Annotated in this window: 22 protein-coding genes; 5 read left to right on the plus strand and 17 right to left on the minus strand. The window is 72.3% G+C overall.

From position 1 onward, the window contains the following. Window positions 1-86 precede the first annotated feature (86 nt). Entirely contained in the window at window positions 87-1,922 is a 1,836-nt protein-coding gene (locus C2142_RS16720) for a phosphatidylglycerol lysyltransferase domain-containing protein (protein WP_148643384.1), read from the minus strand. A 377-nt stretch (window positions 1,923-2,299) separates the two neighbouring features. Here C2142_RS16720 and C2142_RS16725 point away from each other — a divergent pair, with 377 nt between their 5' ends. Both C2142_RS16725 and C2142_RS16730 read left to right on the plus strand, forming a co-directional pair. Further along, on the plus strand, window positions 2,300-3,460 hold the full coding sequence (locus C2142_RS16725; RefSeq protein ID WP_148643385.1) for an alpha/beta hydrolase-fold protein: 1,161 nt from the start codon (window positions 2,300-2,302) through the stop codon (window positions 3,458-3,460). Between the two features lie 130 nt (window positions 3,461-3,590). After that, entirely contained in the window at window positions 3,591-4,379 is a 789-nt protein-coding gene (locus tag C2142_RS16730) for a ferritin-like domain-containing protein (RefSeq protein WP_148643386.1), read from the plus strand. 21 nt (window positions 4,380-4,400) lie between these two features. Here the strand turns inward: C2142_RS16730 and folE are convergent, their stop codons facing one another. From folE to dacB, 6 genes are all read right to left on the minus strand, one after another. Continuing rightward, window positions 4,401-5,006 carry a GTP cyclohydrolase I FolE gene (gene folE, locus C2142_RS16735; RefSeq protein ID WP_148643387.1) on the minus strand — a complete coding sequence of 202 codons (606 nt, stop codon included), beginning with the start codon at window positions 5,004-5,006 and terminating at the stop codon, window positions 4,401-4,403. Window positions 5,007-5,116: 110 nt separating this feature from the next. Next, entirely contained in the window at window positions 5,117-7,168 is a 2,052-nt protein-coding gene (gene ftsH / locus C2142_RS16740) for an ATP-dependent zinc metalloprotease FtsH (RefSeq protein WP_148643388.1), read from the minus strand. Window positions 7,169-7,406: 238 nt separating this feature from the next. Then, the gene (gene hpt, locus C2142_RS16745; protein ID WP_030059589.1) at window positions 7,407-7,961 is read right to left on the minus strand and encodes a hypoxanthine phosphoribosyltransferase; all 555 of its coding nucleotides are present in this window, start codon (window positions 7,959-7,961) and stop codon (window positions 7,407-7,409) included. Between the two features lie 71 nt (window positions 7,962-8,032). Continuing rightward, window positions 8,033-9,160, minus strand: a complete 1,128-nt coding sequence (tilS, locus tag C2142_RS16750) for a tRNA lysidine(34) synthetase TilS (RefSeq protein ID WP_148643389.1) — start codon at window positions 9,158-9,160, stop codon at window positions 8,033-8,035. 296 nt (window positions 9,161-9,456) lie between these two features. Then, the gene (locus C2142_RS16755; protein ID WP_148643390.1) at window positions 9,457-10,635 is read right to left on the minus strand and encodes a zinc-dependent metalloprotease; all 1,179 of its coding nucleotides are present in this window, start codon (window positions 10,633-10,635) and stop codon (window positions 9,457-9,459) included. 133 nt (window positions 10,636-10,768) lie between these two features. Next, complete coding sequence (gene dacB, locus C2142_RS16760; protein ID WP_148643391.1) at window positions 10,769-12,406, minus strand: D-alanyl-D-alanine carboxypeptidase/D-alanyl-D-alanine-endopeptidase; 1,638 nt, start codon at window positions 12,404-12,406, stop codon at window positions 10,769-10,771. A gap of 76 nt (window positions 12,407-12,482) precedes the next feature. Here dacB and C2142_RS16765 point away from each other — a divergent pair, with 76 nt between their 5' ends. Further along, a complete protein-coding gene (locus C2142_RS16765) occupies window positions 12,483-12,974 on the plus strand; it encodes an inorganic diphosphatase (RefSeq protein ID WP_148643392.1) in 492 nt (163 codons plus the stop codon). A gap of 294 nt (window positions 12,975-13,268) precedes the next feature. On the opposite strand, the gene C2142_RS16770 is transcribed toward C2142_RS16765, so the two are convergent. From C2142_RS16770 to C2142_RS16780, 3 genes are all read right to left on the minus strand, one after another. After that, window positions 13,269-13,484, minus strand: a complete 216-nt coding sequence (locus C2142_RS16770; RefSeq protein WP_148643393.1) for a dodecin — start codon at window positions 13,482-13,484, stop codon at window positions 13,269-13,271. A 111-nt stretch (window positions 13,485-13,595) separates the two neighbouring features. Beyond that, window positions 13,596-14,555, minus strand: coding sequence for an asparaginase (locus tag C2142_RS16775; RefSeq protein ID WP_148643394.1), 960 nt, complete (start codon window positions 14,553-14,555; stop codon window positions 13,596-13,598). Between the two features lie 74 nt (window positions 14,556-14,629). Next, window positions 14,630-15,289, minus strand: a complete 660-nt coding sequence (locus tag C2142_RS16780; protein ID WP_148643395.1) for an ABC transporter substrate-binding protein — start codon at window positions 15,287-15,289, stop codon at window positions 14,630-14,632. 536 nt (window positions 15,290-15,825) lie between these two features. On the opposite strand from C2142_RS16780, the gene dtd reads away from it, so the two are divergent. Next, a complete protein-coding gene (dtd, locus tag C2142_RS16785) occupies window positions 15,826-16,266 on the plus strand; it encodes a D-aminoacyl-tRNA deacylase (protein WP_148643396.1) in 441 nt (146 codons plus the stop codon). 86 nt (window positions 16,267-16,352) lie between these two features. Here dtd and C2142_RS16790 read toward each other — a convergent pair whose 3' ends face one another. From C2142_RS16790 to C2142_RS16800, 3 genes are all read right to left on the minus strand, one after another. Continuing rightward, window positions 16,353-17,315: a glycine cleavage T C-terminal barrel domain-containing protein gene (locus C2142_RS16790; protein WP_148643397.1), complete on the minus strand. Its 963-nt coding sequence runs from the start codon at window positions 17,313-17,315 to the stop codon at window positions 16,353-16,355. A 10-nt stretch (window positions 17,316-17,325) separates the two neighbouring features. Continuing rightward, entirely contained in the window at window positions 17,326-17,790 is a 465-nt protein-coding gene (locus C2142_RS16795; RefSeq protein WP_148643398.1) for a Fur family transcriptional regulator, read from the minus strand. 146 nt (window positions 17,791-17,936) lie between these two features. After that, window positions 17,937-18,521, minus strand: coding sequence for an FABP family protein (locus C2142_RS16800; RefSeq protein ID WP_148644835.1), 585 nt, complete (start codon window positions 18,519-18,521; stop codon window positions 17,937-17,939). Between the two features lie 273 nt (window positions 18,522-18,794). On the opposite strand from C2142_RS16800, the gene C2142_RS16805 reads away from it, so the two are divergent. Beyond that, window positions 18,795-19,178, plus strand: a complete 384-nt coding sequence (locus C2142_RS16805) for a DsrE family protein (protein WP_148643399.1) — start codon at window positions 18,795-18,797, stop codon at window positions 19,176-19,178. On the opposite strand, the gene C2142_RS16810 is transcribed toward C2142_RS16805, so the two are convergent. The 4 genes from C2142_RS16810 to C2142_RS16825 form a co-directional block, all read right to left on the minus strand. Beyond that, window positions 19,172-19,489, minus strand: a complete 318-nt coding sequence (locus C2142_RS16810) for a DUF3099 domain-containing protein (RefSeq protein ID WP_148643400.1) — start codon at window positions 19,487-19,489, stop codon at window positions 19,172-19,174. The genes C2142_RS16805 and C2142_RS16810 overlap by 7 nt on opposite strands. 77 nt (window positions 19,490-19,566) lie before the next feature. Continuing rightward, window positions 19,567-19,857, minus strand: a complete 291-nt coding sequence (locus C2142_RS16815) for a DUF1416 domain-containing protein (protein WP_093861460.1) — start codon at window positions 19,855-19,857, stop codon at window positions 19,567-19,569. A gap of 40 nt (window positions 19,858-19,897) precedes the next feature. Next, window positions 19,898-20,731 (minus strand): sulfurtransferase, encoded by an 834-nt coding sequence (locus C2142_RS16820; RefSeq protein WP_148643401.1) that lies wholly within the window; start codon window positions 20,729-20,731, stop codon window positions 19,898-19,900. Window positions 20,732-21,293: 562 nt separating this feature from the next. Continuing rightward, window positions 21,294-22,010, minus strand: a complete 717-nt coding sequence (locus C2142_RS16825; protein WP_162002490.1) for a DUF2993 domain-containing protein — start codon at window positions 22,008-22,010, stop codon at window positions 21,294-21,296. Window positions 22,011-22,060: the final 50 nt, after the last annotated feature.

A 22,060-nucleotide genomic window follows, 5' to 3' on the forward strand; every position in this document is an offset into this window, starting at 1 on the left:
ACTCCCCATTATCGAACCGGCCATTGACGAACCGGGCCCCCACCGGGTGTTTCCCGGCGGGGGCCCGGTCGGGTCCGGGGCGCGGCTCAGGCGGCCTCGGTGACCTCCGGGCGCGGCGCCGGCATCAGGCCCTGCCGCTGCGGCTTACGGCCGAAGCGCGGCATCCCGAGCGTGATGAAGGCCTCGGCCTGCATCGCGGCGAAGCCGATCCGGGGCAGGTCGCGGGTGTTGGGGAAGACCAGGAAGCGCGGCTCCCACTCGGGCTGGAACTTGGCGTTGAACTTGTACAGCGACTCGATCTGGAACCAGCGCGAGAGGAAGACCAGCAGCCCGCGCCAGGCCCGCAGGACCGGACCGGCGCCGATCCGCTCACCGCGCGCCAGCGCCGAGCGGAACATCGCGAAGTTGAGCGAGACCCGCCGGATGCCCATCGCCGGCACGGCCTGGAGCGCGGCCACGATCAGCAGCTCGTTCAGGCCCGGGTCGGCGGCGCGGTCGCGGCGCATCAGCTCCAGCGAGATGCCGTCCGGCCCCCACGGCACGAAGTGCAGCACGGCCTTCAGGTCGTCGCCGGCCTCGCCCTCCTCCGGCGCCTTGTGGGCGGTGACCACCACGCAGGCGTCGTCGCCCGGGTCGCCGAAGCGGCCCAGCGCCATCGAGAAGCCGCGCTCGGTGTCGGTGCCGCGCCAGCGCGCGGCGGCCTCGGCGATCCGGTACTTCTCCTCCTGGCTGAGGTCGGCGACCTTGCGCACCTGGCAGGAGTAGCCGTTGCGCTCGATCCGCTTGACCATCTGCCGGACGTTGCGCATGGCGCGGCCGGAGAGCGAGAAGGTGCCGGTGTCGACGATCGCCTCGTCGCCCAGCTCCAGCGCGTCCAGCCCCGCCTCACGGGTCCAGACCTCGCCGCCGACCTCGCTGCAGCCCATCACGGCCGGCACCCAGGCGTGCTCGCGGGCCTCGGCCATGAAGACCTTGATCGCGCCCGGCCAGGCCTCGACGTCGCCGACCGGGTCGCCGGAGGCGAGCATCACACCGGAGACGACCCGGTACGAGATCGCCGCCTTGCCGGTGGGCGAGAACAGCACGCTCTTGTCGCGGCGCAGCGCGAAGTAGCCCAGCGAGTCCCGCTCGCCGTGCCGGTCGAGCAGCGCGCGGACCTTCTCCTCGTCCTCGGCGGTCAGCTCCGGCTTGGGCTTCTCCGGGCGCAGCGCCAGGTACGCGGTGGTGAAGGCGGTGATCAGGCCCATCCCGCCGAGCAGGTAGGCGACCAGGTCGGAGACCTTGTCCGAGGTGTAGCCGACCGGCCCCTCGAAGCCGAACAGCCCGTACCCGACGTGCTCCAGGCGGTGGAACAGGCTCGGGTGGCCGATCTCGTACTTGGCGCGGGCGGAGACGATCAGCAGGCCGAGCAGCACGCTGATGGTGCCCATCACGACCAGGTTGGCCACGGCCCGCCAGCGGGTGCGCGGGTCGGCCTTGGCGTAGAACTCGCGCCGGTGCACCAGCATCACCGCCAGCAGCACCAGCGAGACGACCGCCGGGCCGATCTGGTGCCAGCGCAGGATGTGCAGCGCCGCGCCGACCGGCAGCAGCACGCAGACGGCGCGCCAGGCCCGCCGCTTGCGGCGGCGCAGGGCGTGGGCGAGCAGCACCAGCAGCAGGCCGACCATCAGCGTGCCGGCCGCGGCCAGCGTGGTGGTGCCGCCCGGCAACTGCCCGGCGAAGGTGTGCACCTTGGTGTGCCGGAGCTTGGGGAACACCGCGCTCGCGATGTCCACCAGTCCGATCAGCAGACAGGCGTAGCCGACCGCACCCGGGAGCCAGGCCCTCGGAACGGCGGCCGCTTGGGTACGAAGCGTCTGCAGGCCGCGACGGCGGGGCGGCTGCTCAGGGCTCGGCTCAACGGACACGGGAACGCTCATGGAAGCTCAGCGTAGAGGCTGCGGAGCGCAGTCCTGTCACTCCGGGGGAGGAGTTGTGATGGACCTTCATGCCTTTTCCTTCATCAGGCAATGCGCATACCAAACATTCGGAAACGGAAGGTAAACCGGTGTTCGGCAGGGCGCTGCGATTGAGCCGAGGGGTGGGTGCCGGAGCCCTGCGCCGCGTGGCGCGACGGGACCCCGCATGCGCGGTACGTACGGTGGACGCCGCATTCTAGGGCGCCGGTTGCGCGGGATCACCCCCGGCCTCCCGGCCCGCCCCGACGTCCGGACAGCCTAGCCGCGATGGCCTGATCTGACGGACCGCCAGACGATGAAGCGTGCCCCCGACAGTGTCCCAGCGGAAGGCCGACGGCATGGAACTGACCAGCGACGCGCTGGTGAACTCGCTGCTCGCGCTCGGCGCGGCGGCCCTGCTCGCCACACTCTGGCTCTGGCCCCGGCTGGCCCGCCAGCGCCCCCTGCCGGTGATCGGCCGGATCGGGCTGATGACGGTCACTCAGGTCTCGGTGCTGGCCGTGATGGCACTGTCGGTCAACAACTCCTTCGGCTTCTACACCTCCTGGGACGACCTGCTCAACCCCGGCGGCGCCAAGCTGGCACTCACCAGCAACGAGAACCACCACGGCGGCGCCCCGGCCTCCGACGGACTGATCCAGCCCAGCAACGAGGGCGGCATGGAGGGCGTCACCGACCTGCCCAAGGGCCCGCCGGAGGAGGTCGGCAAGATCGAGTCGGTCCAGGTCTCCGGCAAGGAGACCGGCCTGTCGGACCAGATGTTCGTCTACCTCCCCCCGGAGTACTTCGACCCGAAGCTCGCCATGGTGCGCTTCCCGGTGCTGCTGGCCATCTCCGGCTTCCCCGGCACCAGCCTGAACCTGATGAAGGACCTCCCCGTCCCGCAGACCTCCTGGGAGCTGCGCAAGGCCGGCAAGATGGCGCCCGCGATCATCGTGATGGCCCGCCCGACCGTCGCCCCGCCGCGCAACACCGAGTGCGTGGACGTCCCCGGCGGGGCGCGCACCGAGTCCTGGTTCGCCAAGGACGTGCCCGACGCCCTGCGCGCCACCTACCGGGTCAGCCGCTCCGCCTCGTCCTGGGGTGTGCTCGGCTTCTCCACCGGCGGCAGCTGCGCGATGCGGCTGGCGATGCGCTACCCGGAGGTCTTCGCCAGCGGGGTGGGCATGCACGGCGACTTCAAGGTCGCCGAGGACCAGTTCACCGGCGGCAGCCTCTTCGGCGGCGACAAGGGGCTGGCCGACCAGAGCGACCTCAACTGGCGGCTGCAGCACCTCCCGGCGCCGAACCTCTCGCTGATGGTGATGAACAGCCGCACGGAGGGCGGCTTCCCGGAGACGCTGAAGTTCGTCGAGCTGGCCCGGCGGGTGTCGGAGACCAACCCCCAGTTCAAGGTCGAGTCGCTCTACCTGGACGACGGGGGCCACAACTTCGAGAGCTGGACCCGTGAGCTGCCCGCCGCGCTGGAGTGGATGAGCGCCCGGCTCGCCTGGAACTGACGGCCCGGCGCCACGCCGCCGGACGGGTGATTACCCGCCGGTCCGGCGGGCCGGCCGGCACCCCGCGGGAACGTATCGCGACCGCCCGGCCGACCGGCCCGGGGCGGCCCGGATCCGAGCAGGAGGCCCCATGCTCAGCCCCCGATCGCTGTTCGACGAGATCTACCGCAACGACGAGGCCTACCAGCTGTTCTGCAGCATCGCGGCCGGTGGCGAGGACCAGGGCGGCTGGGAGAACGAGCGGATCACCTCACTCACCCGGGACCCGGTCCTCGCCCCCAAGATCGCCCGGCACGGTGCCGACGAGCGCAAGCACGGCCGGATCTTCACCCAGCTGCTGAACAAGCGCGGCCTGCCCAAGGTGGACGTCCCCGCCGAGGCCGACTACTGCATGCTGCTGGAGCGCCAGGGCGTCGGCCTCTCGCACGAGCGGCTCACCAGCGACGTGCCGCTGGCCGAGCGCGAGATCATCACCTACCTGGCGCACAGCCGGGTGACCGAGCAGCGCGCGGCCGAGCAGATGCGCCAGCTGGTCAAGGTGTACGGCGACAACCCCGACCTCGGCCGGGCGATGCGGATGATCTCCGCCGACGAGGACAACCACCTCGCCTACTGCCACGAGGAGCTGCTCCGGCTCACCGCCGAGGGCCACGGCCCGTACATCCGGCACACCCTGGAGACCTGTGCGCGCGGCGAGATCCGCACCCACCGGGACGTCGGCCTGGCGGTGACCGCCCGGATGGCGCGGATCCTCCGGTGGCCGCACTGGCAGCGGGCCGTGGTCACGGCCGGCGTCCACGCGCTCTACCTCTACGACCGGGCGTTCGGCTGGCGGCGGATGGTCAGGCTCCGGATGCCCGAGCGCCGCAACGCCCTGGGCACCCCGGCCCCGCCGCACGCCGAGCACGAGACGCTCTGACCGCCCGCACTACCGCCCGCACTACCGCCCGATGATGAGGCTCATCGCCTCGGCGCGGGTGGCCGGGTCACGGAGCTGGCCGCGCACGCAGGAGGTGATGGTCTTGGCCCCGGGCTTGCGGATGCCGCGCATCGACATGCACATGTGCTCGCACTCGACCACGACGATCGCCCCGCGCGGTTCGAGGATCTGCATCAGCGCGTCGGCGACCTGGCTGGTGAGCCGCTCCTGCACCTGCGGGCGGCGGGCGTAGACGTCGACCAGCCGGGCGAGCTTGGAGAGACCGGTGATCTTGCCGCTGGCCGACGGGATGTACCCGACGTGCGCCACGCCCCGGAACGGCACCAGGTGATGCTCGCAGACGGACGTCAGCTCGATGTCCTTGACCAGCACCATCTCGTCGTGGCCGAGGTCGAAGGTGGTGGTCAGGACGTCCTCCGGCTCCTGCCAGAGGCCCGCGAATATCTCCTTGTAGGCCCGGGCCACCCGGGCCGGCGTCTCCAGCAGCCCCTCGCGGTCCGGGTCCTCCCCCACGGCGAGCAGCAGCTCGCGGACGGCGTTCTCGGCCCGCTTCTGGTCGAAGGTCCCGACGGCGGGCGGACCGTCGAGCGTCACCGGGTCGATCATGCGGGCCTCGCTAACTAGTGGAGATGACTTGACTGAACAGCACGGATGCCGCGCCTCCAGGGTACAAACCCCGGTGACGCGGCATCCATTCCGTTCTTCCAGGCGCCGGATCAGCCCTCCGTCGGCGGCTCCGCCGGCAGCGGCGGGAGCTTCACCACGTCGACCGGGGCGGTCTCGGAGGCGGCGGCGCCGTTGGTGAGCGCCAGCTCCTTCGGCGACTGCACCGGCGGCCGGGTGGACGGCGTCCGACGGGACGAGCCCGTCCAGGCCGGCCGGGCCGGGCGCTTGACGATCGGCGCGAAGATCTCGGCGATCTGCTCCTTGTTGAGGGTCTCCTTCTCCAGGAGCTCCAGGACCAGGTTGTCGAGCACGTCGCGGTTCTCGACCAGGATCTCCCAGGCCTCGTTGTGCGCGTTCTCGATGAGCTTCTTGACCTCTTCGTCGACCAGCCCGGCGACCTCTTCCGAGTAGTCGCGCTGGTGACCCATCTCACGGCCCAGGAACGGCTCCGAGTTGTCGCTGCCGAACTTGATCGCACCGAGGCGCTCGGTCATGCCGTACTGGGTGACCATGGCCCGCGCGGTGGCGGTGGCCTTCTCGATGTCGTTCGAGGCGCCGGTGGTCGGGTCGTGGAAGACCAGCTCCTCCGCCGCACGCCCGCCCAGCATGTAGGCCAGCTGGTCGAGCATCTCGTTGCGGGTGGTGGAGTACTTGTCCTCGTCCGGCAGCACCATGGTGTAGCCGAGGGCCCGGCCGCGGGACAGGATGGTGATCTTGTGCACCGGGTCGCTGTTGGGGCACGCCGCCGCCACCAGGGCGTGGCCGCCCTCGTGGTACGCGGTGATCTTCTTCTCCTTCTCGGACATGATCCGGGTCCGCTTCTGCGGGCCGGCCACGACGCGGTCGATCGCCTCGTCCAGCGTGACGTTGTCGACCAGCTTCTTGTCCGAGCGGGCGGTCAGCAGGGCGGCCTCGTTGAGGACGTTCGCCAGGTCCGCACCGGTGAAGCCGGGGGTGCGCTTGGCGACGGCCGAGAGGTCGACGTCGGGCGCGACCGGCTTGCCCTTCTGGTGCACCTTGAGGATGTCCAGCCGGCCCTGGAGGTCGGGGCGCTCGACCGCGATCTGGCGGTCGAAGCGGCCCGGGCGCAGCAGCGCCGGGTCCAGGATGTCGGGGCGGTTGGTCGCGGCGATCAGGATCACGCCGCCCTTGACGTCGAAGCCGTCCATCTCGACCAGCAACTGGTTGAGGGTCTGCTCGCGCTCGTCGTGGCCGCCGCCGAGGCCCGCACCGCGGTGCCGGCCGACGGCGTCGATCTCGTCGACGAAGACGATCGCCGGGGCGTTCGCCTTGGCCTGCTCGAAGAGGTCGCGGACGCGGCTGGCGCCGACACCCACGAACATCTCGACGAAGTCCGAGCCGGAGATCGAGTAGAACGGCACCCCGGCCTCGCCGGCGACGGCACGCGCCAGCAGGGTCTTGCCGGTCCCGGGCGGGCCGTACAGCAGCACGCCCTTGGGGATCTTGGCGCCGACGGCCTGGAACTTGGCCGGCTCCTGCAGGAACTCCTTGATCTCGTGGAGCTCCTCGACCGCCTCGTCCGCACCCGCGACGTCCGCGAAGGTGGTCTTCGGGGTGTCCTTGGTGAGCAGCTTGGCCTTGGACTTGCCGAACTGCATGACGCGCGAGCCGCCGCCCTGCATCTGGTTCATCAGGAACAGGAAGACCAGAACGATGATCACGATGGGCAGCATCGACAGCAGCAGGCTGACGAAGGTGCTCTGCTTCTCCGGGCTGATGGTGTAGCCCTCGGAGAGCGTGCTCTGGTCGTTGTCGTTGATCTGGGCCTGGAGCTTGTCGGCGATCCCGACACCCTGGTCGCCGATGTACGAGGCCTGGAACTTGCTGCCGGACGGGGTCTTGCCCGTACCGGCGTCGGACAGCTTGGCGCCGTCCTTCAGCTGGATCTTGATCGTGTTCGAGTCACCGGTGGTGATCTGCGCCGACTTGACCTGCTTGGCATCGATCGCTGCGACGACCTGCCCGGTGTCCACCGTCTTGTAGCCGTTCGAGTCAGAAACGACCTGCATCAGCACGATGACGGCGAGGACGGCCAGCACGATCCACATGATCGGCGCACGGAAGTATCGCTTGACGTCCATCCATGCGGGGCGTTGCCGCCCCGTCCCTCCTGCCACTCGACGGCGCCGCGTGGCCGTGGGCCGCCGGCGCATCCGGTCTCTGCTCATGTGAAGAGCGGTTTTATTGGACCGTACCGCAGTCCGACCCACCCGTGGCGGGAGCACAGCGACACGACGTACTTCTCTTTCCCCCCGATCCAACGGGCGGGAACGGCGTACTGTTCCCGCCCGTAGCCCGAACGGGGCCCGGAACCGTTTCTCAGCCGCCGTAGACGTGCGGGGCGAGGGTGCCGATGAAGGGGAGGTTGCGCAGCTTCTCCGCGTAGTCCAGGCCGTAGCCGACCACGAACTCGTTGGGGATGTCGAAACCGACGTACTTGACGTCGATCTCGACCTTGGCCGCGTCCGGCTTGCGCAGCAGGGTGCAGACCTCCAGCGAGGCCGGGCCGCGCGAGCCCAGGTTGCCGAGCAGCCAGGACAGGGTCAGGCCGGAGTCGATGATGTCCTCGACGATCAGGACGTCCCGGCCGGCGATGTCGGTGTCGAGGTCCTTGAGGATCCGCACCACGCCGGAGGACTTGGTGCCCATCCCGTACGAGGAGACCGCCATCCAGTCCATGGTGACCTGCGAGTGCAGGGCGCGGGCGAGGTCCGCCATGACCATCACGGCCCCCTTGAGGACGCCGACGATCAGCAGGTCCTTGCCTGCGTAGTCCCGGTCGATGCGCTCGGCCAGCTCCAGGAGCTTGGCGTCGATCTCGTCCTTGCTGATGAGCACCTTCGCAAGGTCAGCGCCCATGTCGTTCTGGTCCACCGGGGATACGTCCTCAAACGTTCGGGGTCTGTATGGCCGGCGGCCCGGCGCCCCGGGGGCATGCCTGCCCGTCAGTCGCCCTGCCGCCGAAAGACCAGCGTGCCACACCTGCGGGTGGCTTCGACGCCCCCGGGTAGGTGCAGCGGCCCCTGGCCCCGCCATCCGGTGACCAGCAGGTCGATCGTTTCGAGGTGGCGCGCGAAGAGGTCCCCGGCCGGGCAGCCCGCCCGCAGCGCGGCCCGGCGCAGCACCCGGCGGCGCACCGCGGGCGGCAGTTCGGCCAGCTTGGCGGCGTCCAGGGTGCCTTCGCCCGTCCGGAGGTCGCGCTCGGCCAGTGCCGCCCACTGGTCCAGCGCGTCGGCGTCGTCCCGGAACAGCCGGGCGGTGCGGGCCAGCGCCTCGACCACTCCGCCGCCGAGGTGCTTCTCCAGTACCGGCAGCACCTCGTGCCGCACCCGGGAGCGGGTGTACGCGGGGTCGCAGTTGTGCGGGTCGTCCCAGACCGGGATCGCCTGGGCGGAGCAGGCCTGCCGGGTGGCCGCCCGGTCCAGCTCCAGCAGCGGGCGGCGGTAGCGGCCCTTCTGGGCCGGCATCCCGGCCAGCGAGCGGGATCCGGAGCCGCGGGCCAGGCCCAGCAGCACCGTCTCCGCCTGGTCGTCGCGGGTGTGGCCGAGCAGGACGGCGACCGCACCGAGGCGCTCGGCGGCCTCGTCCAGGGCCGCGTAGCGGGCGTCCCGGGCGGCGGCCTCGGGACCGCCGGCGCGGCCGACCTGGACCGGGACCGCCTCGACCGGGTCGAGCCCGAGCGTGCGCAGCCGCTCGGCGACCTGGGCGGCGCGGTCGGCGGAGCCGGCCTGGAGGCCGTGGTCGACGGTGACGGCGCCGACCCGCAGGCCGATCTTGGGGGCCTCGAAGGCGGCCGCGATGGCCAGCGCCATGGAGTCCGCGCCCCCGCTGACGGCGACCAGGACCAGCGGTGAGCCGGGCGCGGCCGGGGTCCGCGGCAGCCCGGAGGGGTGCCGGTGGGCGTTGCCGATCAGGGTCGTCCCGACGCTCGCGCCGACCAGCGGCGCCCCGCTCGGGCGCTCGCGGGGCTCGCGCACGGGCGCGGTGAAGGTGGTGCCGGCCTCGGCGGCGAGGTCGGTGAGCGTGCGGCGTACGGCCAGGCGTATCGCGGCGACAGCGGGGTGTGGGCCCACGGCGGACGGCTCCTTGGCGGAGGGGACAGGACGGCGGTGGGCGCGGCGGGGGCCGCGCATCTGTGAGCACCGTGTTACCGGGCGCTCACAGATGGTGGCAGAAAGGAGGCACCCGCTACGCCACCCGCGCCACCGGTACGACCACCGTCCCACGTTCGGGTGAATGGAGAAACGTATCTTCACCCGCCATCTGCACGACTGGACCACTCGTACGAACGGGTTTGACCGCCGCCGACCGCCTTCGGGCCGAGGACCCCTCCGAGTCCCCGGCCGGTGCGGCTCCCGAGCCGGGCGCGCTACCGCGCGACGCGGGCCACCCAGGCCCCCGGGTCGTGGATCTCCTCCTTGGTCGGCAGGGTGTTCGGCGACGTCCAGACCCGGTTGAAGCCCTCCATGCCGACCTGGTCCACCACGCCGCGCACGAAGACCGCGCCGTCCTGGTACTGGCGGAGCTTGGCGTCCATGCCGAGCAGCCGGCGCAGCACCAGGTCCAGCCGGTTGGCGCCGCGGTCCCGGCGCTGCTGGAACTTCTCCCGGATCTCCGCGACGCTCGGCACCACCGCCGGGCCGACGCCGTCCATCACCACGTCCGCGTGGCCCTCCAGCAGCGACATCACGGCCGTCAGCCGGCCCAGGATCTCGCGCTGGGCGGGCGACTGGACGATCTCCAGCAGGCCTGCGGAGGCCTGCCCGGCCTCGCCGCGGCCGCCGAGGCCGGGCAGGCCTCCGAGCGAGCCGGCCGCGTCCCGCAGCCGGTCCAGCAGCGCGCCCGGGTCGACGTCCGTCTCGGACAGGAAGGACTGCACCTCGGACTGGATGTGGTCGCGCAGCCACGGCACCGCGGTGAACTGGGTGCGGTGGGTCTCCTCGTGCAGGCAGACCCAGAGCCGGAAGTCGGCCGGGTCGACGTCCAGTTCCCGCTCGACGTGCACGATGTTCGGCGCCACCAGCAGCAGCCGGCCCGGGCCGGGGCCGTCGGGGCCCAGCCGGGGCTTGTCGAACAGCGCGGCCGGGCTGTCCGGCGCCTCCAGCGAGGGCTCGGCCGGGGCGAAGGTCTCGTACTGGCCGAGCACCTTGGTGGACAGGAAGGCCAGCAGTGCGCCGACCTCGATCCCGGTGGCCTTCTCCCCCACCGAGCCGAGGACGCCGGCCGCGGCACTGCTCGCCCGGCGCGCCTGGAGCTTCTCCACCAGCGGCTGGACGATGGTGCGGAAGCCCGCCACGTTGGCCCGCACCCAGCCGGGGCGGTCCACGATCAGCACCGGGGTCGCCGCAGCCTCGGCGAGGCTGCTGGAGCGCATGCCGGTGAACGCCCGGACGTGCTCCTCCGCCTCCAGGGCGTGCCGGCGCAACTCGGCCACCACGGCCGCCGCCTCCGCGCGGCTCACCTCCGGTCCGGGCCGCACCAGCCTGGTCGCGGTTGCGACCGCGAGATTCCAGTCGACCATGTCAGCACCGCCGCTCGCGCTCGTCATGCCCTCACCGTACGTGCTCCCGCCCACCGGGGGGAGCCACAGGTCCCGACGCTCTGCCGGACGGCCCGGACGAGGACCGCGCGGACGGCGCCCGTCCGCGCGGGATCGCACCCGTGGGCCTCCTGTCGGTCCGTCAGTGGCAGCCGCAGGCGGCGAGGCGGGCGACGATGCGGTCCATGGCGGCGCGCGCGGTGTCGACGGGTGCGCCGGTCCTGGTCATCACGGCGAAGGCCAGCAGCCGGCCCTCGGCGTCCACCACCGTGCCGGCCAGGGTGTTCACGCCGCTGAGGCTGCCGGTCTTGGCGCGGACCAGGCCGGCCGCCTCGGCCGCGCCGGAGCCGGAGCCGAAGCGCTTGCCGAGGGTGCCGGTGAAGCCGGCGATCGGCAGGCCGGTGAGCACCGGGCGCAGGGCCGGGTGCTGGTCCGACGCGGCCAGCCCGAGCAGTTGGACCAGGACGGCCGGCGGGATCGCGTTGCCCTGGTGCAACCCGCTGCCGTCACCCAGGACCACGCCCGCCGTCGGCACACCGAGCCGGCCGAGCTCCTGGGTGACCGCGGTGGCGGCGCCCTCGAAACTGGCCGGCTGGTGGGCGGCGAGCGCGGCCTGACGGGCGATCGCCTCGGCGAGGGTGTTGTCGGAGGTGGTGAGCATCCGCTCGACCAGCCGGTCGATGGTCGGCGAGTCCACCCGGCCGAGGACGGGCGCGCCGGCGGCGGCCGGGGCGGCGGCCGCCTTGGCCTTCCCCTCGACGGTGATGCCCTGGGCCTTCAGCACATTGGCGAAGGCCTCGGCGGCCGACCCCGCGGGGTCGGCGACGCGGGCGGGCGCGTCCTCCCTGCTCTTCGGGTCGACCTTGCCCTCGTCCACCATCAGCGGGGTGACCAGGGCGATGTTGGCCGCGTCGTGGTACTTGTGCTGCGGGGTGCCGGAGTACATCGACAGGTCGTAGTCGAGCTTGACCGCGGTGGTCCCGGCGGCCTTCAGCGCGGCGGCGGTCTGCCGGGCCAGCGCGTCCAGCGAGGCGGGGGCGGTGTCGGCGTCCGCGGGCAGGCCGGCGATCTGCACCTGGTCGGCGGGCAGCGCGGTGAGGGTCGGGTCGCCACCACCCACGAGGGTGATCCCGCCGGGGTCTGCGCTCTTGACGACCCGGGTGGTGAGCCGGGTGTCGCCCGGGATCAGCGAGAGCGCCGCGACCGAGGTCGCCAGCTTGGTGGTGGAGGCGGGCGTGGCGGGGGTGTTCTCCCCCGAGCCGTAGAGGAGCCGGCCGTCGGCGGCGTCCGCGACGGCGAGGCTGACGGTGCCGAGGTTCTTGTCGCCGAGCGCGGCGGCGAGCGCCTGCTGGAGGCCCTGGGTGGTGGGCAGCCCTGCGGCCGGGCCGGTCTCTGCGGAGGCCAGCACGGCGCCGGCGGCGGGGGCCGGACGGCCGGCGGACGGCGAGGCGGCGGCCGTCCCGGAACCGGCCGGGCGGGGGGTCTCGGTGGCGCCGGTGCGCCCCTTGCCCTTGCCGTTGTTGCTGTTGCTCTTGTCGCCGTTGCCCTTGTCGCCGTTGTTGCCCTTGTCGCCGTTGCCCCTGTCGCCCTTGTCGCCGTGCTTGCCGTCCCGGTCCTCGCCCTCCCCCTGGCCGGTGGTCTGCCCGCCCGGCGACGGGGGCGGCGACGCGTACGCGCCACCACCCGAGGACAGGACCGTCCCGGCGACCAGGAGCACCGCCCCGAACAGCCCCGCCGCCGTCCCTCTTCGGCGGTACCCCGCCCCGACCCCTGCGCCCACCGACCGGCCCCTTTCCTGAGCACTCACTCCCGTAGGAGACACTTGGATTCTGTCAGTCCCTACCTTGGAGGAACCGTTGGAATTCGACGTCCTTATCGAAATCCCTAAGGGCTCTCGCAACAAGTACGAGGTCGACCACGAGACCGGTCGCCTTCGCCTTGACCGCATGCTGTTCACCTCGACCCGCTACCCGGCCGACTACGGCTACGTCGAGGGCACCCTGGCGGACGACGGCGACCCGCTGGACGCCCTGGTCATCCTGGAGGAGCCGACCTTCCCGGGCTGCCTGATCAAGTGCCGCGTCATCGGCATGTTCAAGATGACGGACGAGGCCGGCGGCGACGACAAGCTGCTCTGCGTCCCGGCGACGGACCCGCGCTGGGAGCACCTGCAGGACATCCACCACGTGTCGGAGTTCGACCGCCTGGAGATCCAGCACTTCTTCGAGGTCTACAAGGACCTGGAGCCGGGCAAGTCGGTCGAGGGCGCCAACTGGGTCGGCCGCGCCGAGGCCGAGGCCGAGGTCACCGCGTCGATCAAGCGACTGGCGGAGCAGGGCGGTCACTGAGCCGTCGTGCCCATCTCGTTCGCCCGAGGCAGTTCGAGGTAGGTCGAGGCAGTCGGAGGCCGGGGTGCGCGGAATCGTCCGCGGGCCCCGGCCTTCGCCGTGTCCGCCGCCGGGCGGAGCGGCCGGGAGCGGCTGGGCGGAGCGGCCGGCCTCGCACGGCAACGGCCCGGCCCCGGGCGCGGTTGCTCCCGGGGGCCGGGCCGTCGGCAGCGGAGGCGGCCGCGGACTGTCGTCGAGGGTGCGGGCGCGCCCGCACCCGGTGCCCCGCCGGTGCTGCCGGGGCGGGGCCGGGGCTCAGCCCTCGTCGTCCAGCCGGAAGCCGATCTTCAGGCCGACCTGGTAGTGCTTGATCCGGCCGTCCTCGAGGTGGCCCCGGACCTGCGTCACCTCGAACCAGTCCAGGTTCCGCAGGGTCCGGGACGCCCGCTCGACACCGTTGCGGATGGCCGCGTCGACGGACTCGGTCGAAGACCCGACGATCTCGGTCACCCGGTAGACGTGTTCACTCATGACGGACTCCCTCAGCTGTGCGACGGCCCCCGGTCCACCGTGCACCGCCTCCGGTCGCTCCGCACCCCGGCGACGGAGCCGTAGGACGTGTCCGGGGCGCCCCCGGACGCCTCAGAACGCCGCCCGGACCTCACCCACCGGCACGCCGCCGCCGAACAGCGGGGCGGTGCCGATCCGCTCGACGGTGTCGTCCTGCGTCACGACCCCGAGCCGGCGCAGCCCGGCCGCCAGGACCGGCCCGCGGGCCCGCTCGGCGCCGTCGTCGATCTTGAAGGCGAGCGCCCGGCCGTCCGGCAGCGCCACCACCTGCACCGCCTCGGCGCCCATCTTGGACAGCGCCCCCGGCACCGCCCGCATCAGCCAGGTGTCGGCCCGGCGGGTGCCGGCCACGTACTCGGGGTGGGCGCGCATCGCGTCGGCCACCCGGCGCTGCGGGGTGCCCTCCGCGGCGAGCAGCAGCGCGCGGTAGCCGCGGGCCAGGCCGGTCAGGCTGACGGCCAGCAGCGGCGCGCCGCAGCCGTCCACCCCGGCGTGGGCCACCGGCTCGCCGGTGGCCTCCGTGAGGGCCTCCCGGGCGAGCTGCTGGACCGGGTGCGCCGGGTCGAGGTAGCTCCCAGTCGGCCAGCCGTTGGCGACGCAGGCGGCCAGCCAGCCGGCGTGCTTGCCGGAGCAGTCCATCAGGATCGGCGCGCGCTCGCCGCCGGACTTCAGGTGCAGTTCGGCCTCGGCCTCGTCCAGCGGGAGGTCCGCCGGGGTCTGCAGGGCGGACTCGTCCAGCCCGGCAGCGGCCAGGATCCGCCTCACGCCGTCACGGTGAAACGATTCTGCAGAGTGGCTGGACGCCGCCAGCGCCAGCAGCTCGCCCTCCAGCTCCAGGCCCGCCCGCAGCGTGGCCACCGCCTGGAACGGCTTGGCGCACGACCGCGGGAAGACCGGGGCGTCGGGGGCGCCCAGGGCGAACTCGACCGAGCCGTCGGCGGCGAGCAGCACCAGCGAGCCGTGGTGCCGGCCCTCGGTGAAGCCTGAACGTATGACCTCGGCGAGGACGGGCAGAGCGGCGGGATGGGACATGACGGAAGCCTTCCGGGGCGAGGGTGGGCCGGGGGCGAGCCGGGCCCTGCCCGCCCCCGGACGCGCTCACCCGGTCAGAGTGGGCCGCCTGCGAGCAGGTCCTCGACCCGTGCTTCCCCATCACGGTACCTGCGGGTGATCTCGGCGCTGCAGCCGTCCGCCGTCCGCAGCAGCAGCTGCCGCCGTCCGGACACCTCGCGCTCGTGCGCCCGCAAGCGGTCCAGCGCGGCCAGCAGCTCCGACTCCGGATGGGCGGCCAGGTCGGCCAGCTGGACGTCGCCCATCAGCTCGTCGGCCTCCAGCTGGGACTGGTGACCGCGCGGCGGCCCCAGCGTGACGTGCCGGGCCGAGCGCCGCACCGTCGACGGCGCGTCGGTGAGGATGGCCGGCAGCCGGTCCAGCAGGGCGCCGCCCGCCGTGGCCTCGCCCCCCGCCGCCACCCGGACGGCGGAGCCCGGCCGGCGGTCCAGCTCGGCCCGGAGGATGTCCATCCGCCCGTGCAGCAGCCGCCGGAGGTAGGAGAGGTCGGCCTCCTGCTCCAGGGTCTCCCTGCGCAGGGTCCGCAGCTGCTCCAGGCCCAGCCCTTCCAGGTCGGGCTCCTCCGTCCCGCGCTCCGTCCCGCCGTCCGGCCCGCCCTCGGTCCCGCCGTCCGTCGGGCAGGCCCGGGCCCCCGCCGGTTCCGCGCCCCCGGGTGCCCGCCCCGACCGGTCCTGCGCCGCGCTGCTCGCGTCCATCAACCAACCACCTGCCGTCGTCCGATCCCGCCCGCTCGCGGCACCCCGTCGCCTGCCGCTGGTCCGGCCCGTCCCCCGGCGGGCCGTCGCGCGCACCCGCCGCGCACACCCGTCCGTTGGCACGCCGGGGCGCCCCCGAAGGTTCCCGCCCCCGGGTGGCACCACCCGCCGGGGCGACACCACCAGAACGCCTGACCCATCGACTCGACCGCCCGGCCGAACCCGAACCGAGCCCGGCGCGGCGGACCTCTGGCGCCCCGGACCCCTCGTACGGTCCCCCAGCGTGCCACCCCGCCCATCGCCGGTGCACCGCCCGTGCACCCGAACGGCCCCCTGGCGAACGGGGGTGGCTGATACGACCGGGGCTTTCCGCAGGAACAACGGCGCCCGGCCAGGCGCAGTCGCGCACCACCCGGCGCGCGCCGCAGTCGTACGCGCCCCCAGTCAGGAGCCTCCCCGGCGCCTCCCCGCGGACCTCCCGGGGGACCTCCCGGGGGGCCCGCGGGAGGCCCGGTCCGCTCCGGCACAATGGCCGCATGCGAGCAGTGGTGCAGCGAGTGACCGAGGCCCGGGTGACCGTGGCCGGAGAGACCGTCGGCGCGATCGAGGGGCCCGGACTCTGCGTCCTGGTCGGCGTCACGCACGACGACACCCCCGCCAAGGCCGCCCAGCTGGCCCGCAAACTCTGGACCCTGCGGCTGCTGGAGGCGGACGAGAACGGCGTCGAGCAGTCCTGCTCCGACCTGGCCGCCCCGCTGCTGGTGATCAGCCAGTTCACCCTCTACGGCGACGCCCGCAAGGGCCGCCGCCCCACCTGGAACGCCGCCGCCCCCGGCCCGGTCGCCGAGCCGCTGGTGGACGAGGTGGTCGCCCGGCTGCGCGAGCTCGGCGCCAAGGTGGAGACCGGCCGGTTCGGGGCGGACATGCAGGTGGCGCTGGTGAACGACGGCCCGTTCACCGTCCTGGTCGAGGTCTGACCAGCGTCGGGGTCTGACCTACTGCGGGGTCTGACCAGTGTCGGGGCCTGGCCTACTGGGGGGCCTGCCCTACGTCGGGGTCCGGCCTACTGCGGGACGATCACATCCTGCGTCCCCGGGACCGTCCCGGCCAGCAGCACCGCGTCCACCGGGACGTTCCGCTTGACCACGGCCAGCGCGATCGGTCCCAGCTCGTGGTGGCGCGCCGAGGACGTGACGACACCCAGCGCCCGGCCGTCCGGGTCCGAGGCCAGCCGCACCTCCGTCCCGTGCGGGGGCAGCACCTCCTCGGTGCCGTCCAGGTGCAGGAAGACCAGGCGGCGCGGCGGCCGGCCCAGGTTGTGCACCCGGGCGACCGTCTCCTGCCCGCGGTAGCAGCCCTTCTGCAGGTGGACGGCGGTCGACAGCCAGTCCACCTCGTGCGGGATGGTCCGGTGGTCGGTCTCGAAGCCGAGCCGGGGCCGGTGGGCCTCGATCCGCAGCGCCTCGTACGCCCAGACCCCGGCCGCCGGGCCGTAGCCCCCGGTCAGCGTCGCCAGCTCGGCCCGCGGCAGGAAGAGGTCCCGCCCGTAGGACAGCTCGCGCACCGCCGCCGCGCCCTCCGCCGAGGCGGTGGAACCGGCGGGCAGGTGCACCACCGCGTAGTCGGCGGTCGCGTCGGCGACCTCCACCCGGTAGAAGAACTTCATGCTCTCCAGGTAGCCGATCAGCGCCTGCGCGGTACCCGGCTCGACGTGCGCCCAGGTGGTGGTGCCGTCGTCGACCAGGTAGAGCGCGTGCTCGACGTGCCCGTTCGGGGAGAGCACCAGCGCCTCGGTGGCCTGCTGCGGCGGCAGCGCGCTGACGTGCTGGGTGAGCAGCAGGTGCAGCCAGGCCAGCCGGTCGTCGCCGGTGACGGTGAGCACGCCGCGGTGCGAGAGGTCGACGAAGCCGGTGCCCTGCGCGAGGTTGCGTTGCTCGCGGAAGATGTCACCGTAGTGGGCGGCCACGCCCTCGTCGGTTCCCTCGGCGGGGACGGCACCGGGCAGCGCAAGCAGCGGGCTCTTCATACCGGCCAGCTTACGACTGGCCCCCGGCGCGCTTGGCGGTGCAGTCGGCACAGCGGCCGAAGATGGCGAAGTGCTTGAGGTCGGTGTCGAAGCCGTGCTGTTCACGCAGGCTCTCGATCAGCGGCCGGGCGATCTCCGTCCCGGTCTCGGTGACCTGGTCGCAGTCCCGGCAGACCAGGTGCAGGTGGTGGTGACGGCCGGCCAGGTGGTACGTCGGGGCGCCGTGGCCGAGGTGCGCGTGGGAGACCAGGCCCAGCTCCTCCAGCAGCTCCAGGGTCCGGTAGACGGTGGAGATGTTGATGCCGCTGGCGGTCTGCCGGACGTGGCAGAGGATGTCGTCCGGGGTCGCGTGGTCGAGGGCGTCGACCGCCTCCAGCACGAGCTGGCGCTGGGGCGTCAGCCGATAGCCGCGCTCGCGCAGGTCGGCCTTCCAGTCGCCGGAGAGCTGCCAGTCGGTGGTGCCGGTGTCCGCCACGGTGCTGTCCCTGCCAAGGTCGGGGTCCTGAGGCAAGTGTAGGGACCGGCCGGTGGCCGGTCCCTACCTCATGCGCGTGAGCTGTGCCCGGCGGGCTGCGCCCGGCCGGGGGCCGTGCTCAGCGGGCCGTGATCAACGGGCCGTGATCAGCGGAAGAACGCGATGCCGTCATCCGGCAGGTCGTTGATGTCCTTGATCAGCTGCGCCGGGCTCAGCACCTTCTTCAGCTGCGCCGACATGTACGGGCGCAGCGGCACCTCGGGCGCGGCCTTCTCGCCGACCCAGAGCAGCTCGTCGTTGACGAAGCCGTACAGGCGCTTGCCGCCGGAGTACGGCGCCGAGCCCTCGATCCGGGCCACCGCGTCGGTGGACACGTCGATCTGCGGCTTGCCGTCGGCCAGCTCGCCGTACCAGATCTCGACGGTGCCGTCGTCACGGACGGAGGAGATCTCGATGCCCCGGACACCGCTGGTGCCGTCGTGGTTGCTGGTGATGCGCCAGAACGAGTGCTCGTTCTCCAGCGGGCGGACCTTCTCGCCCTCGTTGTCCAGCACCCAGGTGCGGGAGCGGAACTCCAGGAAGGGCCGGCCGTCGTGCCGGAAGACGACCTCCTGGCCGAAGTTGCACTTCTCCGTGCCGGGGAAGTCGTAGACGCCCGCGCCTTCCCAGGTACCGAGGAGGAAGGCGAGCGGAACGACGTCCTTGTGGAGGTCAGAGGGGATCTCGATCATGTTCCTGGTCACTGTCGTCGGTGTGGGTCTGCTTCAACCGTACGGCAGCGGATCAGCGCTGGCCCTGGTACAGCTTCATCACCGAGAAGATGGCGAACCAGGTGATCAGCACGGCCATGAGGGCCAGCAGACCGTCGAAGAAGATTTCCAGACCGGACACGGGGGGCTCCCAGGGCGGCGACAGTGTGGGTGGATTTTGCTGCGCTCACTCTATCCGCCGGGTGTCGACGGGTCTCGGTGAGCCCCACCACGTCGGCGATCTAGGGTGTCGGCATGTCGTCGAACGCATCGCAGAGCGCGAAGAAGCTCGTCATCAAGGTCACCGCCGGGGCGGACGCGCCGGAGCGCTGTTCGCAGGCCTTCACGGTGGCGGCGGTCGCCGTCGCCAGCGGGATCGAGGTCTCGCTCTGGCTGACCGGGGAGTCGTCCTGGTTCGCGCTGCCCGGGCGCGCCGCGGAGTTCGAGCTGCCGCACGCGGCGCCGCTGCCGGACCTCCTGGAGTCGGTCCTGGCGGCTGGGACCGTCACCCTCTGCACCCAGTGCGCGGCGCGGCGCGGGATCGAGCAGAAGGACACCGTCGAGGGTGTCCGCATCGCGGGCGCCCAGGTCTTCGTCAGCGAGATCACGGCCGACGGCGTCCAGGCACTCGTCTACTGACGCCCCCACGGGCCGGGGCCGTTCCGGTCGGGGCGGTCCTGATCGGGTCGGTCCCGGTCGGGGCGGTCCCGGTCATGGCCGGGGTCGTCCCACTTCGGGTCGTCCCAGCGCGGGTCGTTCCACCAGTCGTCCTCCGGGTCCCGCTTGTTGGCGAAGACCGCGGCGGCCGGGGGGATGACCATCGCGACCAGGCACATGCCGATCGCGGCGGGCACGGACCAGAACCGGACCGCGCCCCAGGCCAGCACGAACAGCCCGAGGCAGACGGCCATCATGGCGAAGTAGTAGCGGTGGCGCCGGCGTGCCTGCACGGTTCCACGGTATGCCCGAGGGCCCCTGCTCGGCAGGGGCCCTCGGTGACCCGCCCGTCGTACTCGCGGGGGTGGGATCAGACCGCGATCGCGACCTCGGTCAGGTTTCCCTGGGAGGCGACCACCTGGCGGTCCACGGTCTGGCCCGGGACCAGCGCACGCAGCGTCCACTTGCCCGGGCGGGCGAAGAACCGGAACTGGCCGGTCGCCGAGGTGGGCACCTCGGCCGTGAACTCGCCGCCCTCGTCGAGCAGCCGGACGTAGCCGTTGACCGGCTCGCCGTCTCGGGTCACGGAACCCTGGATGATCGTCTCGTTCGCCACGTCAACTCCTGCCAGGTCCGGGCCGCCGGCCTTCGCACCGCACATGTCTTGTCTTCCCTTCCGACTTACGGTTTCGAGCCGTGGCTCAGTTGCCGAGCTCGATCGGCACGCCCACGAGGCTGCCGTACTCGGTCCACGAACCGTCGTAGTTCTTCACGTTCTCCTGGCCGAGCAGCTCGTGCAGCACGAACCAGGTGAGCGCGGAGCGCTCGCCGATGCGGCAGTAGGCGATGGTGTCCTTCGCCAGGTCGATGCCCTCGGCCTCGTACAGCGCCTTGAGCTCGTCGTCGCTCTTGAAGGTGCCGTCGTCGTTGGCGTTCTTGGCCCACGGGATGTTGCGGGCGCTCGGCACGTGGCCGGGGCGCTGCGACTGCTCCTGCGGGAGGTGGGCCGGGGCGAGCAGCTTGCCGGAGAACTCGTCGGGCGAGCGCACGTCGACCAGGTTCAGGTTGCCGATGGCGGCGACCACGTCGTCGCGGAAGGCGCGGATCGAGGAGTCGGCGGCCTGCGCCTTGTACTCGGTCGCGGCGCGGGCCGGCACCTCGGAGACCAGGTCGCGGGAGTCCAGCTCCCACTTCTTGCGGCCGCCGTCCAGCAGGCGGACGTCACCGTGGCCGTACAGCTTGAAGTACCAGTAGGCGTACGAGGCGAACCAGTTGTTGTTGCCGCCGTAGAGGACGACGGTGTCGTCGTTGGCGATGCCCTTGGCGCTGAGCAGCGCCTCGAACCCGGCCTGGTCGATGAAGTCGCGGCGGACCGGGTCCTGGAGGTCGCTCTTCCAGTCGATCCGGATGGCGTTGCGGATGTGGTTCTTCTCGTACGCGGAGGTGTCCTCGTCGACCTCGACGATGGCAACCTTCGGGTCGTCCAGGTGGGCCTGGACCCAGTCGGCGTCGACCAGGACGTCGCTGCGGCTCATGGTGGTGTTCTCCATCCGGGGGCGGTTTGCGGAAGGTGCTGCTGGAGGGGTCCCCCGGCCGGAGGCTGGGGAGTGTGCTGCGGGTCGCCCGACAGCGGCCGGTCCGAACTCTCGTCCGAATGCTGGGACGGGAGGGGGTCTGCGGTGCGGCCGGGCGGTGGTCTGCGACGGGCAGCGGCGACGGCGGCCCCGAAATCCGGGCCAGTCACCTGGGGAATCGGCGGCGGGCTTCAACGGCCCTGCCAAGACGCCGAGTTAGCGCATTCGACACAGACAGGCGGCCACGCGGCACAGGTCTACCGCCCGCCGCTTCGTGAGGTCCGTCTGTCGCTTCATGCCGACGATGCTAGGGACACCGGGCGCCCGCTGTCATCAGCGTATCGAATTTTGAGACCAGATGAATCGAATGCTGAGATTTGAGGATTCCATGGGCGGCGGAAACCGGCCAACGGCCGTTCGGAGGTCCGCACAGGAGCAGGAACGACACCGCTCCGCGGCCGGCGCTGGACAGCGCGTCTCGCGGAGCGGAATGGTCGGTGGGTAGGGCCGTGGACGGCCGCGGTCAGCCGATGACCTTGACGTCCTTGCCGTCGAAGGTCAGCTGGAGGCCCTCCTCCTGCGGGGACACCGAGGCCAGCTTGAGCCCGGCGGGCAGGGCGGTGAGGGTGAAGCTCACCGGCTCGACCTGCTGGTTGGCCAGTCCGGCCAGCATTCCGGCCATGCTGCTGAGCTTGAAACCGTCCGCGGTGACGGTGTTGCCCTCGCTGTGCACCGAGCCCTCGCCGATCGGGAGCGGCCCCAACGCGGCCTTGAGCTTGCCCGGACCGCCGTAGGAGAGGCTCAGCCGCGAGCCGGAGCCCAGCCCGAGCTTGCCCGCGCTCGGCACCAGCTGGGACGCCGGGGGCAGCAGCTGGGCGAGGTCGGCGTACGAGATCAGGCCGGTGCCGGTGCCGCTGTCCACGACGGCGCTGGTCATGCTGTCGCTCACCGCGACCCCGGCCAGCCTGGCCTTGAAGGAGTGCAGCGCCACCTGGTGGGTGCCGTCGCCCACGGTCAGCCCGTCCGCCGAGATCTTGACGTCGTCCAGCTTCATCGACAGCACCTGGGTGAGGAACGGGAAACCCTCGATCGACACGTCGGGGCGCTGGCTCATCCGGCCGCTCTTCGCCATCTGGTCGGCGGCCTCGTCCTCGGCCACCCCGACGGCGATCCGGTCGGCCCCCGCCAGCAGGCCGCAGAGCACCGCCAGTCCGATCGTCGCCTTCAGCCAACCGCGCATCGCTCTCCCCCGTCGTCGCCCGTCGCCGTCGTCCTGCTGATCGTCGTTCC

The sequence above is a fragment of the Streptomyces sp. CB01881 genome (assembly GCF_002953255.1).
Lineage (GTDB): Bacteria > Actinomycetota > Actinomycetes > Streptomycetales > Streptomycetaceae > Kitasatospora.

Excerpts from the sequence above, each read along its gene's own strand:
- C2142_RS16720 (WP_148643384.1), bottom strand. The coding sequence starts at position 1,922 with ATGAGCGTTCCCGTGTCCGTTGAGCCGAGCCCTGAGCAGCCGCCCCGC.
- C2142_RS16725 (WP_148643385.1), top strand. The coding sequence starts at position 2,300 with ATGGAACTGACCAGCGACGCGCTGGTGAACTCGCTGCTCGCGCTCGGC.
- C2142_RS16730 (WP_148643386.1), top strand. The coding sequence starts at position 3,591 with ATGCTCAGCCCCCGATCGCTGTTCGACGAGATCTACCGCAACGACGAG.
- folE (WP_148643387.1), bottom strand. The coding sequence starts at position 5,006 with ATGATCGACCCGGTGACGCTCGACGGTCCGCCCGCCGTCGGGACCTTC.
- ftsH (WP_148643388.1), bottom strand. The coding sequence starts at position 7,168 with ATGGACGTCAAGCGATACTTCCGTGCGCCGATCATGTGGATCGTGCTG.
- C2142_RS16755 (WP_148643390.1), bottom strand. The coding sequence starts at position 10,635 with ATGACGAGCGCGAGCGGCGGTGCTGACATGGTCGACTGGAATCTCGCG.
- C2142_RS16770 (WP_148643393.1), bottom strand. The coding sequence starts at position 13,484 with ATGAGTGAACACGTCTACCGGGTGACCGAGATCGTCGGGTCTTCGACC.
- C2142_RS16775 (WP_148643394.1), bottom strand. The coding sequence starts at position 14,555 with ATGTCCCATCCCGCCGCTCTGCCCGTCCTCGCCGAGGTCATACGTTCA.
- C2142_RS16780 (WP_148643395.1), bottom strand. The coding sequence starts at position 15,289 with ATGGACGCGAGCAGCGCGGCGCAGGACCGGTCGGGGCGGGCACCCGGG.
- dtd (WP_148643396.1), top strand. The coding sequence starts at position 15,826 with ATGCGAGCAGTGGTGCAGCGAGTGACCGAGGCCCGGGTGACCGTGGCC.
- C2142_RS16790 (WP_148643397.1), bottom strand. The coding sequence starts at position 17,315 with ATGAAGAGCCCGCTGCTTGCGCTGCCCGGTGCCGTCCCCGCCGAGGGA.
- C2142_RS16800 (WP_148644835.1), bottom strand. The coding sequence starts at position 18,521 with ATGATCGAGATCCCCTCTGACCTCCACAAGGACGTCGTTCCGCTCGCC.
- C2142_RS16805 (WP_148643399.1), top strand. The coding sequence starts at position 18,795 with ATGTCGTCGAACGCATCGCAGAGCGCGAAGAAGCTCGTCATCAAGGTC.
- C2142_RS16815 (WP_093861460.1), bottom strand. The coding sequence starts at position 19,857 with ATGTGCGGTGCGAAGGCCGGCGGCCCGGACCTGGCAGGAGTTGACGTG.
- C2142_RS16820 (WP_148643401.1), bottom strand. The coding sequence starts at position 20,731 with ATGAGCCGCAGCGACGTCCTGGTCGACGCCGACTGGGTCCAGGCCCAC.
- C2142_RS16825 (WP_162002490.1), bottom strand. The coding sequence starts at position 22,010 with ATGCGCGGTTGGCTGAAGGCGACGATCGGACTGGCGGTGCTCTGCGGC.